At 74.4% G+C, this 12,449-nt stretch carries 6 protein-coding genes and 1 pseudogene; 5 read left to right on the top strand and 2 right to left on the bottom strand.

From position 1 onward, the window contains the following. Positions 1–5: 5 nt before the first annotated feature. Positions 6–2,180 (top strand): amino acid adenylation domain-containing protein, encoded by a 2,175-nt coding sequence (locus VR45_RS10850; RefSeq protein ID WP_159394177.1) that lies wholly within the window; start codon positions 6–8, stop codon positions 2,178–2,180. 112 nt (positions 2,181–2,292) lie between these two features. Here the strand turns inward: VR45_RS10850 and VR45_RS50535 are convergent, their stop codons facing one another. Together VR45_RS50535 and VR45_RS43925 are read right to left on the bottom strand one after the other, a co-directional pair. Next, complete coding sequence (locus VR45_RS50535) at positions 2,293–2,574, bottom strand: hypothetical protein (RefSeq protein WP_353612678.1); 282 nt, start codon at positions 2,572–2,574, stop codon at positions 2,293–2,295. A 100-nt stretch (positions 2,575–2,674) separates the two neighbouring features. After that, positions 2,675–5,308 (bottom strand): annotated as a pseudogene (locus VR45_RS43925) (BTAD domain-containing putative transcriptional regulator); the annotation flags it as partial. 327 nt (positions 5,309–5,635) lie between these two features. Here VR45_RS43925 and VR45_RS10840 point away from each other — a divergent pair. The 4 genes from VR45_RS10840 to VR45_RS10825 all read left to right on the top strand — a co-directional run. Continuing rightward, the gene (locus VR45_RS10840) at positions 5,636–6,418 is read left to right on the top strand and encodes an aminoglycoside phosphotransferase family protein (RefSeq protein WP_159394175.1); all 783 of its coding nucleotides are present in this window, start codon (positions 5,636–5,638) and stop codon (positions 6,416–6,418) included. A gap of 1 nt (position 6,419) precedes the next feature. Then, the gene (locus tag VR45_RS10835; RefSeq protein WP_045939489.1) at positions 6,420–7,691 is read left to right on the top strand and encodes an MFS transporter; all 1,272 of its coding nucleotides are present in this window, start codon (positions 6,420–6,422) and stop codon (positions 7,689–7,691) included. After that, entirely contained in the window at positions 7,688–10,948 is a 3,261-nt protein-coding gene (locus tag VR45_RS10830; RefSeq protein ID WP_045939488.1) for a non-ribosomal peptide synthetase, read from the top strand. Before VR45_RS10835 ends, VR45_RS10830 begins: the two co-directional genes overlap by 4 nt. Continuing rightward, the coding region (locus VR45_RS10825) for a polyketide synthase (protein ID WP_234325928.1) at positions 10,941–12,449 on the top strand (1,509 nt) is incomplete at its 3' end. The genes VR45_RS10830 and VR45_RS10825, both read left to right, overlap by 8 nt.

Below are 12,449 nucleotides of genomic sequence, written 5' to 3'. Positions count from 1 at the left end.
ACCTCGTGGGTGCGCCCGCGCGGTCGAGCCTGCCGGGCCTCTACGGGGCCGCGGGTGGAGCGGGTGCGGCGGGGGACACCGGGACGGTGCCGTTCGCCCTGTCCGCGTCGCTGCTGGACGGTGTCGACAAGCTGGCCGCCGCCGAGGGCTGCCGTCCGTTCGACGTCCTGGTCACCCTGGTGCAGGTCCTGTTGCACCGCTGCTGCGCACAGGACGATGTGGTGATCGCCGTGCCGCGCACCGGGGGCAGCGGCGTCGGGGCCCTCCCGCTGCGGGCCGTCTTCACTTCCGGCACCACCTTCCTCGACCAACTGCGCTCCACCGCCAGCGCCTTGCGGCAGGCGGAGCGGTACCAGGACGTGCCGTCGGACCGGATCCTGGCGTTGGCCGGGTTCTCCGGCGGGGCCGGGCCGCTGTCGCCCTGCCAGGTGCTGGTGGGTCGTCCCGGCGAGCCGGAGCCGGTCGACCTCGGGGACGGCGTCCGGTACGACCTCGAACTGCACCTCGCGCCCGACCCGGCCGGGGCGCTGCGCTACCGGGCCGACCGTCACGACCGGGAGACGGTCGTCGCGGCCGGACTGCGGCTGGGGCGGCTCGCCGAGGCCGCCCTCGCGGACCCCGGCCGCCCGGTCGGCCGGCTGGAGCTGCTGCCCGAGGCCGAGCGCGCGCGGCTGCTCGGCTTCAACGAGACGTCCGTCGACCACGGTGAGCCGCGCCGGCTGCACGAGTACATCCTCGCGGTCAGCGACGAGTCCGAGGAGATCGACTACGCCGAACTCGTCACCAGGGCCGGGGCCCTGGCGGAGCGCCTGCGGGCGCACGGGGTCGGACCGGACGAGGCGGTGGCCGTCTGCGCCGAGCGGTCGGTCGCCCTGGTGGTGGCCCTGTTGGGCGTGCTGCTGGCGGACGGCGCCTATCTGCCGCTGGACTGCGAGCATCCGGCGGCGCGGATCCGGACCGTCCTGGACGAGGCCCGCCCGGCGGTGGTGCTCGCGGACGAGTCGTTCGCCCCGCTGTTCGCCGGCTCCGTGCTGCTGCCGCTCGACGGGGGCACCCGGCCCACGGTTCAGGCCCCGCCGCCCGCCCGTGAACCCTCGGACGCCGACCTGGCGTACATCATCTACACCTCCGGCTCGACCGGGCGCCCCAAGGGCGTGGCGATCCCGCACCGCGGCATCGTCAACCGGCTGCTCTGGATGCAGCGCCAGTACCGGCTGACCCCGGAGGACGTGGTGCTGCAGAAGACGCCCTACACCTTCGACGTGTCGGTCTGGGAGTTCTTCTGGCCGCTGCTGGCCGGCGCCCGGCTGGTCATGGCGCGGCCCGACGGGCACCGGGACCCGGCCTACCTGGCCGGGGTGATGGCGGAGCAGGGGGTCACCACCGCCCACTTCGTGCCGTCGATGCTGGCGGTCTTCGCGGAGGAACCAGGAGTCTCGGGGTGCACGGCGCTGCGCCGGGTGGTGTGCAGCGGTGAGGCGCTGACCTCGGCCGTCGTACGGCGGTTCCGGGAGCGCAGCCGGGCCGAGGTGCACAACCTCTACGGACCGACCGAGGTGTCGGTCGACGTCACGCACTGGACCTGCCGGGACGACGACCCCGAGGGCGGGGTCCCGATCGGCGTGCCGATCGCCAACACCACGGCCCACGTCCTGGACGACGCGCGCGAGCCGGTGCCGATCGGCACCCCGGGCGAGCTGTACCTGGGCGGCGTGGGGCTGGCCCGGGGCTACGTCGGCCGGCCGGACCTCACCGCCGAGCGGTTCGTGCCGGACCCCTTCGGTTTCGGGCCGGACGCCCGGCTGTACCGCACGGGCGACCTGGTGCGGTGGACGGCCGGCGGGCGGCTGGAGTTCCTCGGCCGGCTCGACCACCAGGTGAAGCTGCGCGGCCTGCGGATCGAACTGGGCGAGATCGAGGCGGTGCTGTGCGGCCACCCGGCGGTGTCGGAGGCGGTGGTGCTGCTGCGCGAGGACCTGGGCACGGTCCCGGCCCTGGTGGCCTACCTGGTGACCGAGGATCGGGAGGAACCGGCCGACCTGGCGGCGCACCTGGCCGAGGTGCTGCCCCGCTACATGCTGCCGGCGCGCACGGTCGTGCTGGCGGCCATGCCGCTGACCCGGAACGGCAAGCTGGACCGGGCGGCGCTGCCGAAGCCGCCGGCGCGACGCCGGAGGTGAGCCCGGCGGTGACGCCGCGCGAGGCCTGAACGAGGTCGGGCGGGTCGTTCCGGGAACGTGATGCTCCCGGAACGACCCGCCCGATTGCCGGCCCCGCCGGTAACGCGGTCCGCTACCGCGACCGTGCGTACGACCGGTGCTCCGGACGGTTCCCGGCGTGCCCGGCCGCCCCGGCCAGGTGGCGCTCGATCTCCGCGGCCCGCGGGTGCGCGATGTCCGTCAGGATCGAGTGGGCACCGCGCCAGGCCCGCACCGCCTGCTCGGGCCGGCCGAGCCGGGAGTACGAGGTTCCCAGCCCGTCCAGTACGTCCGCCTCGGCGTAGCGGTCGCCGGCCCGCCGGTACAGCAGCAGGGCCTGGCGCCGGTAGCCGACGGCCTCGGTGTCGCGGTCCAGCAGTTGGTGGAGCTCGCCCAGCCCGGCCAGCGCCTGCGCCTGCCCGTGCTCGTCGTCGAGGCCGCGGAAGGCCGCCAGCGCGTCGCGGTCGTGCTCGACGGCCTCGTCGAACGTGCTCGACGGCCTCGTCGAACCGCTCCAGCGCCCGGTACGACCGGGCCAGGTTCACCAGGCAGGTGGCCGCGCCGAGCCGGTTGCCCAGCTCCGCGAAGATCACCCGGGCCTGCCGCCAGCACCGGACGGCCTCCTGCGGCCGGTTCAGCCGGTCGTGCGCGCTGCCCAGGCCGAGCAGTGTGGCGGCCTCGCCGTCCCGGTCGTGGTTGGCCCGGTGCAGTTCCAGGGCCCGCTCGTGGTGCCGGACGGCGTCCTGGTACCGGCGGGTGAGCGCGTGGTAGTCGCCGAGTTCGGTGAGCACCCGGGCGGCGAGTACCGGGTCCGCCTCCGGGCTGACCGTGGCCTGGGTGGTGCGCAGTACCGACAGCAGGCTCGACGCCGGGCCGCGGGTGTGCAGGTACCAGCTGAGCGAGAGCGCCAGCGCGGCGACCAGCGGGCCCAGGCCCTGTTCGGCGGCGCGGGAGAGCACCGCGGTGAGGTTGGCGCGCTCCACGTCCAGCCAGGCCAGCGTCCGGTCGTGGTCCGGGAAGCGCAGGGGCGGCAGCACCGGCGGGGCAGCGGCGGGGAGTAGCGGGGCGGACCACCGACGAGCGGGGCGCAGCAGTTCGTCCGCCGCGCGGGCGGTGTGGCAGTACCACACCGTCAGCCGGTAGAGGGCCAGGCGGTCGGCGGTCCCGCCCTCCGTGAGTTCGGCGGCGAAGGCGTGCAGCAGGTCGTGCAGGCGGTACCGGGCCGGGGTGTCCTGGATCAGCAGGTGCTCGTCCACCAGGAGTTCCAATGTCTCGCGCGCGGCCGCCGGGTCGACACCGGCCAGCGTGGCGATCGCGTGCGCGGTGTACTCGCGCCCCGGATGGACGGCCAGCAGCCGGAAGACCCGCCGGGCCTCCTCGGGCAGGCCCCGGTAGGAGAGGTCGAAGCTGGCGCGCAGCGAGCGGCCGCCGGTGGTCAGGGCGCTGATGCCGCCCGGTCTCAGGTACTCGACGAGGTCCGCGAGCCGCCAGGCCGGGCGGGCCCGCAGGCGCGCCGCGGCGAGCATCAGCGCCAGCGGCAGGTGCCCGCAGGCGTGGACGACCTGGGCCGCGGCCCCGGGGGAGTCGGCGACCCGCTCGGCGCCGGCGACCGCGGCCAGGAGCTGAAGCGCCTCCGCCGGGGCCAGGGCGGCGAGCGGCAGGGAGCGGGCACCGTCCAGCCCGGCCAGGCTGCGCCGGCTGGTGATCAGCACCAGGCAGCCGGGGTCGGCCGGGATCAGCGGGCGGACCTGGTGCGCGTCGGCCGCGTCGTCGAGCAGCAGCAGCGCCTCGCGGCCGTGCAGGCGGTCGCGGAACAGGGCGGCGCGCGCGTCCAGGCCCTCGGGCATCAGCGACCGGTCCACGCCGAGTGCGTGCAGCAGGCCCGCCAGGACGTCGGAGGGGTCGGCCGGGGGCCGGTCCGGATCGAAGCCGCGCAGGTTCACGTACAGCTGCAGGGTGCCGAACCGGCCGGCGCGGACCAGCTCGTGCGCCGCGTGCACGGCCAGCTGGGTCTTGCCCACCCCGGCCATGCCCTCGATCGCGGTGACCAGCACGGTGGTCGCGACCCCGGCCGGTCCGGCGGCCGGGGCCGCCAGCAGGGTCCGCAGCTCCTCGGTGCGGCCGCTGAAGAAGGGCAGGTCGGCCGGGAGCTGGCGGAGCACGGTGACCGGTTCCGCCGGGAGCCGGCGCCACGCGGTGACCGGCTCGGTCGGCGCGGGACGCGCTCCCCGGAGCGCCGCGCCGGTCCCGTCCACCTCGACGGGCCCGGTGGGGAGGGCGAGGGTGGCGGGGTCGGGCCCGGCCGGCAGGTCCCGGTCCGGTGCGGCCGTCCGCTGCGAACCATCGTGCGGGGCAGCGGAGTTGCCGCCGGAACGCAGCACCCGTTGGTGGGCGGCCGCGATCCGGGCACCCGGTTCGATGCCCAGGTCGCGGGCGAGCGCGGTGCGCAGCCGCCGGTAGACGGCCAGCGCCTCGGCCCGCCGGCCCGCGACCGCGAGGGCCTCGATCAGCAGGGCGTGCACGCCTTCCTGGTGCGGCTCCTCCGCGGCGAGGCGGGTGAGCAGCAGCACGGATTCGGCCGCGCGTCCCAGTTCCAGGCCGGCCCGGGCGGCCAACTCGGTGACCTCCACCCGGGACTGGGCCCAGCCCGGAGTCTCGTCCCGGTGCAGCCGGTCGCAGTTGACGTCGGCCAGCGGCGCGCCGCGCCACAGGCCCAGGGCCGCGGAGGCCGCCGTCCAGACGGCGGGCCAGTCGCTCGACCGCGCGGCGTCGCGGGCCGATTCGCAGTGCTCGCCGAAGACCAGGGTGTCGAGCTCGGTCCGTGCTCCGACCTCGATCCGGTACCCGGGACCGGTGGTCACCACCCGGTCCGATCCTTCGCCCAACAGGCGCCGCAGGCGCAGCACATGGCTGCGCAGGGTGGCCGGCGCGGCGGGCGGTTCGTTGCTCCACACGATGTCGGTGAGCTCGTCGACGCTGACCGTCCGGTTGGGACGGCACAGGAGCGCCGCGAGCAGGACTCTGACCCGCGACGGCAGCGCGACGGTTGCGCTGTCGACACGGACTTCGACGGGGCCTAGCACCCCGAAAAAGACGTTGGTTTCTGTCATTTCTTCCCCCGAAAGGCCGGTGGCCGCTGGGAAATTGAACCTACGTGAACGGTCAGCGTCAAGGGTCGTTGATCCGCGTCGAAACCCCGGCCACGCGTATTCAACAGGTCTTGCACAGCCATTCCATCGGCCTTGCACGGCCCTGCCGGAGTCTCCTCCCGTGGCGATGGCCAGCGGGGCGGGACCGCTCGGCCGTCCCCACCCGTCCGACCAACCACGAAGCGACTCATGGAAGGGGTGTCCCCTTTGCTGGATTTGGAGTTGATAGCCGGGCGATTGCAGGCGATCGCCGACTTCATGCGCCGGGGAAAGGTGAACCATCGCTGGGTGGGCTCGCTGCCGGAACAGGTGGCGGCCCTGGCCAGGGAGTGGGAACTCGACATCGGGGAGGTGGTCGGCGTCGACTTCTCGTCGGCCGTGACCTCCGTGCTGGTCTCCTGCACGGGGCCGATGGGTGAGGCCGAGCTGAAGCTCGCGCCGGACGCCTACGCCCTCGCCGAGGAGGTGGCGATGCTGCGGCAGTTCGCGCCCGGCGGCCGGGTGCCCCAGGTGCACGCGAGCAGCCGGGGCGCGGCGCTGCTGGAGGCGGTCCGGCCCGGCACACCGGTGGAGGACCTGCCGCAGCCGCCGTCCCCCGCCGACTACGCGCGGTTCCTGGACGACCTGCACACCGTCGGCGACCCGGCGAGCGCGCCCCGGCAGGCCGCCGACTGGCTCGGCATGATGCTCGGCTGGGCCGAGCAGGGCGGTGCCGAGCTGGCGCAGGCGAGGCGGATCGCCGACCGGCTGCTGGCCACCGAACCCGAGCGGGTGCTGCTCCACGGCGACCTGCACCTGGGCAATGTGCTCACCTCGGACCGCAGGGGCCTGGTGGCCCGCAGCCCGATCGCCTGCATCGGCGAACGCTGCTTCGACGCGGCCGACTACGTGCTCGAGGGCACGGACCTCGCCGACATGGTGGGCCGCCGGGACGGCCTGGCGGCCGCCGCCGGACTCGACGCCGAGCGGCTGGACGGCTGGGCCCGGGTGCTGGCCCCGCTCGGGGCCGCGCGCGCACCCCAGCCGGAGCGGGTCGCCACGCTCCTCGCGTACGGACGGGGTGAGTACTGAGGTGGCCGGATCCACGGGCAACACCGCAGGCCTGATCGGCCGGCTGATCCCCGCCGACGCGCTGCGCCGGCGACTGCTGGCGATCCGGTTCGCCGAGGCGACCGGCAAGGGCGTCTTCCTCTCCGGCAGCATCGTCTACTTCACCCTGCACGTCGGGCTGACCGCCGCCGAGGTGGGCATCGGCCTGTCGCTGGCGGGCTTCGCCGGCCTGCTCTCCTCGGTGCTCTTCGGCATGATCGCCGACCGGATGCGCAAGCGCACCCTGCTGTTCCTGCTGTTCGCGGCGGTCGCCGTCGGCTTCGGGCTGTACTCCGCGGTGGACGACGCGATCCAGTTCTACGTCCTGGTGACCCTGGTCGGCTTCCTGGACTACGGGATCGGACCGACCGAGAACGCGCTGCTGGCCACCGTGATCCCGGAGGGCGAGCGGGTCCGGCTCAACGCGACCATGCGCACGGTGTTCAACGTCGGCTTCAGCGCGGGCATCGGCGTCGCCGCCGCGGCCGCGCTGAGCACCCGGCTGCTGGTGCTGATCCCCGCGGTGGCGGCGGTCCTGCTCGGTCTCGCGGCCCTGCTGGTGACCCGCCTGCCGGAGGGGCCGCCGGGTGATCCGGAACAGCGGCCCCGGCCCTTCGGCGCGGTGCGCGACCTGCGCTTCCTCGGCGTGGTCGGCCTGTCGACCGTGCTCGCCTCGCACATCAGCCTGCTCATGGTGGTACTGCCGCTGTGGGCCCTGGAACGCGCCGCCGTCCGGCCTTTCCTGGTGCCACTGCTCCTGGTGGTCAACACCGTCTTCGTCATCCTGTTCCAGGTACGGGCGAGCAAGGGCGCCGAGACGGTCGCGGGCGCCGCGGCGACGGCCCGCCGGGCCGGGCTGTGGATCGCGGCGGGCTGCGCGGCGGCCTCGGTCACCGACCTGTGGCACGCGACGGCGCCGGCCACCGCGGCCATCGTCGTGACCGCCCTGATGCTGTCCGTGGCCGAGGTCATGCAGTCCGCCTCGGCCTGGGGCCTCGCCTTCGGGCTGGCGCCCAAGCACGCCGAGGGCGAGTACCTCGGCGCGTTCGACCTGCACGTGGCGACCCAGAACATCGCCGGGCCGGCGCTCTTCTCCGGCCTGGTCATCTCGGCAGGCTTCTGGGGCTGGATCGCGATCGCCGGGCTGATGCTCGCCGCGGCCGCGCTGATCGGGCCCGCCGCGCGGCGCAGCGCCGACGCGATGGCGGGCACCGCCCGCCCGGAGGCCGTCATGGACACCGGAGGGGCGGTATGACCGACAGCGGCAGGGCTTCGTTCACCCAGGAGCGCTTCTACTTCCTCAACGAGCTGCAACCGGGCAACCCCGCCTACGTGGTGGCGTTCGCGCTGCGCATGACCGGCGCACTGGACCGCGACCGGCTGGCCGCGGCGGTCCGCGCGGTCACCGCCCGGCACGCGGTGCTGCGCACCGGGTTCGCCGTGCGGGACGGCGAGTTGACACAGCTGGTGCACGACACGGCGGAGCCCGACGTCACTGCCGTCGCCCAGCCGCCGGCCGACCGGCCGACCCAGGACCGCCACCTCCGCGAGCTGGTGGCCGCCGAGGCCGCCGTGCCGTTCGCGCTGGCCGACGGCCGGGTGCTGCGGGCCTTTTTTTTGTCCTGGGGCGCCGACCAGCACGCGCTGGTGGTGCTGGTGCACCACATCGCCTGCGACGGATGGGCGGTCGGGCTGCTGCTGGACGACATCGCGGCGCAGTACAACGGCCGGGCGACGGCCGCGCCGAGCTCCTCCTACCTGGAGTACGCCGAGGCGCAGCGCACCCTGTGGGAGAAGCACACCCGGCGCCTGGAGCACTGGCGCGAACTGCTGTCCGGCGCCCCGAAGCTCGCCCTGCACAGCGACCGGCCCAGGCCCGGCGTGCTCACCCACCGCGGTGCGGTGCTGCGCCGGCCGGTCGATCCCGAGCTGGTCCAACGGCTCACCGACTGGGCCAAGGAGCACGGGGTCACCCTGTTCGCGGTGGCGCTGGCCGCCTACGCCCGGGTGCTCTCCCGGCACGCCCGCCAGCCGGAGGTGGTGATCGGGGTCCCGGTCGCCAACCGGCTGGACGAGGCGGAGGAGCAACTGGTCGGCTGCCTGGTCAACACGCTGCCGGTCCGCGTCGACCTGAGCGGCGAGCCCGACTTCGCCGACCTGGTCACCAGGACCTGGCGGACGGCGCTGACTGCGCTCGGCGACCAGGACGTGCCGTTCGAGCGGATCGTCCAGGCGGTCGGCGAGGAGCGCCAGCTCAGCCACGCCCCGGTCTTCCAGACCATGCTGACGGTGCAGAACTTCACGTTCACCGTGCCGGACTTCACCGGGCTGACGGTGTCCGAGGTCGACGTCGAGATCGAGGCGGCCCGCTTCGACCTCGGACTGACCCTGGACGTCTCCACCCGGTCGCCCTTCCTGCGCGCCGACTTCAGCACCGAGCTGTTCGACGAGGCGACCGTCGACGGGTTGGTGGCGCACTTCCACGCCCTGCTGGAGTCCCTGGTCGACGACCCGGGCGGCGAGCCCGCCATGGTGGACGCGCGGGAGCACCGGCTGCTCACCGAGGGCTGGAACCCGCCGGTCGAGCCGGCGGCGGGCGACCGGCCGTCTGCGCTGCGCCCGTCCGTGCTCCGGCTGTTCTGCGAGCACGCCGCCGCGGCCCCGCAGGACGTGGCGCTGGTGCACCGAGGGCGGACGACCAGCTACCGGGAACTGGACGAGTGGTCGGCCCGGATCGCCGCCGCGCTGCGCCGGGCCGGTGTGCGCACCGGTACCCGGGTCGGGCTGCTGCTCGGCCGCTCCCCGGCGATGCTCGCGGCGATCCTCGGGACGTGGAAGGCCGGCGGTGCCTACGTGCCGCTCGACCCCGCGCACCCGCGCCGGCGCCTGGAGCACATCCTGGACAGCTCCGAACCGGCCGTCGTGCTGGTGGAGGAGGAGACCGCCGACCTCGCCCGGCAGCTCACCGAGGGCCGGGACACGGTCCGGTTGGACGCCCACCTCGGCGACGGCGCGCCGGAGCACCCGGTCCGGTGGCCCGAACCGTCGGACGTCGCCTACGTGATGTACACCTCCGGCTCCACCGGGGTGCCCAAGGGAGTGATGGTCCGCCACCGCGGCCTGAACGCCCTGTTCGGCCCGCGCCCGTGCGGCCTGGCCACCGACGGCGGCGACAGCTGGCTGGCCGCGCACAACTTCTCCTTCGACGTGTCGGTCCTGGAGATCCTCGGCGCCCTGACCACCGGCAGCCGGCTGGTCATCGCCGACCAGGAGGACGTGCTCGACCCCGAGCGGCTGGCCCGGCTGATCCACGCGCAACGGGTCACGGTGGTCAACCTGACGCCGAGCCTGCTGTACCGGGTACTGCCGCCGTTCTTCGACACCCTGGACGGCGACCGCTCCCCGGTCCGGTACGTGGTCCTGGTGGGCGAGGCGCTGAGCTGGTCCCGGCTGGCCGCGCTGGTCGACCCGCGGCGACTGCCCGCGGTCTTCGTCAACATGTACGGGGTCACCGAGGCCACCATCGTGAACACCGTGATCGAGGTGCCGGCCGCGGAACTGGGCCGGGTGCGGGAGGGCAGCATCGGGGTGCCGCTGCCGGCGAACCGCTGCTACGTGCTGGACGAGGACCGGCGGCCCACCGGCGTCAACGTGCCCGGTGAGCTGTACCTGGCCGGCGAGCTGGTCGCCGCCGGCTACATCGGCGAACCGGGGCTCACCGCCGCCCGGTTCGGCGAGGACCCGTACGCCCCCGGCGAGCTCTACCGGACCGGGGACATCGTCCGCTGGGCCCCCGACGGCCGGCTGGTGTACATCGGCCGCGAGGACACCCAGGTGAAGGTGCGCGGCCACCGGGTCGAACTCGCGGACGTCGAGGCGGCGTTCCTGCGCCGCCCGGGCGTGCGCCAGTGCGTGGCCGTGGTGGAGGCGGAGGAGCTGATCGCGTTCGTCTGCGCCGACCCCGGGGCGGGCGACGAGCGCGAACTGCGCGCCCTGGTCCGCGACGAGCTGCCCGGCTACATGGTGCCGTCCCGGATCCTGTCGGTGGAGCGCATCCCGCTGAACGCCAACGGGAAGGTCGACCGGCGGCGCCTGCTCGCCGAGCACGCCACCGCCGGGGCCGCCAATGCCGAACACACCACCGCCGGGGCCGCCAATGCCGAGCGCGTCACCGTCGACCCGGGGCCGGCGAACGGCGACTCGCTCACCGCGCGGATCCGCGCGATCTGGGCCGACGTGCTGCGCCGGCCCGACCTCGAACCGACCGACAACTTCTTCGACGTGGGCGGCAGCAGCTTCGCGCTGATCACCGTGCGGGAGCGGATGGCGGAGACCGGGCTGGAGCTCTCGGTCACCGACCTGTTCCGGCACGGCACGGTCGCCGCCTGCGCCGCGCACTTCCGGCAGGCACGGACCGCCGTGCCCGCCGACGACCGGACCGCGCTGCGCAAGCGCGGCCGTGACGAACTCGCCCGACGGCGCCGACTCAACAGGGGGCACGAGCATGTCTGACGAACAGGGACAGGAACAGGGACAGGGGTCGGGACAGGAACAGGGGCAGGACCGGATCGCGATCATCGGCATGGGGATCAGGCTCCCCGGCGCCGGACGCGACCTCGACCGCTACTGGCACGACATCGAGAACGGCGTCGAGTCGATCTCCTTCTTCTCGCGCGAGCAACTCCTCGGCTGGGGCGTCCCGGAGGAGGTCGCCGACAACCCCAACTTCATCCCGGCCCGCGCCGTCCTGGACGACTACGACCACTTCGACCACCGGCTGTTCGGCTACTCGCCGCAGGACGCCGTGCTGATGGACCCGCAGCAGCGGATCCTGCTCGAATGCGCCTGGGGCGCGCTGGAGCACGCGGGCTACCCGCCGATCGGCGCGGACGGCAACCGCACCGCGGTGTATGTCGGCACCGGGATGAACGTCTACCTGCTCGACATCCTGTGGCCGAACGCCCGCGCGGTGAAATCGGCCGGCGGACTGGGCGTGCTGACCTCCAGCGACAAGGACTACGCCGCCACCAGGATCGCCTACAAGCTCAACCTCCAGGGCGCGGCCTTCTCCGTGCAGACCGCGTGCTCCACCTCGCTGGTCGCCATCCACCTGGCGGTGCAGAGCCTGCTCACCTACGAGGCCGACATGGTGCTCGCCGGCGCCGCCTCCTCCGGCCCGCCCACCCGGCGCGGCCACTTCTACGCCCCCGGCGGCACCTTCTCCCGCGACGGCCACTGCCGCACCTTCGACGTCGCCGCCGACGGCACCGCGGACGCCGACGGCGGCGGCGTGCTGGTGCTCAAGCGCCTGGAGGACGCGATCCGGGACAACGACACCGTCCACGCGGTGATCGCCGGAACCGCCGCCGTCAACGACGGCGCCCGCAAGGCCGGGTTCACCGCGCCCGGCGTCGAGGGCCAGGCCACCACCATCCGCACCGCGCTCGCGGCCGGCGGCATCGACCCCGACACCATCGGGCTGATCGAGACCCACGGCACCGCGACCCCGCTCGGCGACCCGATCGAACTCGCCGCGCTGCGCTCGGTGTTCGGCACCGACCGGGGCGACCGCCCGAAGGCCGCCCTGGGCGCCCTCAAGTCCATCATGGGCCACCTGGACACCGCCGCCGGGGTCGCCGCCGTGATCAAGACCGTGCTCGCCCTGAAGCACCGCACCATCCCACCGGTGGGCCTGTTCACCGCGCCGAACCCGGCCCTCGAACTGGAGAAGTCGGTCTTCTGGGTGCCCGCCACCGCCACCGAGTGGCCGGCCATCGACGGCGTGCGCCGGGCCGGCGTCAGCTCCTTCGGCATCGGCGGCACCAACACCCACATCGTCCTGGAGGAGGCCCCGCCGGCCACCCGCCCGCGGCCCCGCCGCCCGGCGAGCGAACTGCTGCTGGTCTCGGCCAGGACGGAGGAGGCGGCCACCGAGAGCCTGGCCCGGGTGGACGCCTTCCTCGCCGACCTGCCGCCGGCCGAACTCGGCGACGTCGCCTACACGCTGCGCACC

Source organism: Streptomyces sp. NRRL S-495 (assembly GCF_000966955.1).
GTDB lineage: Bacteria > Actinomycetota > Actinomycetes > Streptomycetales > Streptomycetaceae > Kitasatospora > Kitasatospora purpeofusca.
This window is presented reverse-complemented; position numbering and strand designations above follow the sequence as displayed.

Excerpts from the sequence above, each read along its gene's own strand:
- VR45_RS10830 (WP_045939488.1), top strand. The coding sequence starts at position 7,688 with ATGACCGACAGCGGCAGGGCTTCGTTCACCCAGGAGCGCTTCTACTTC.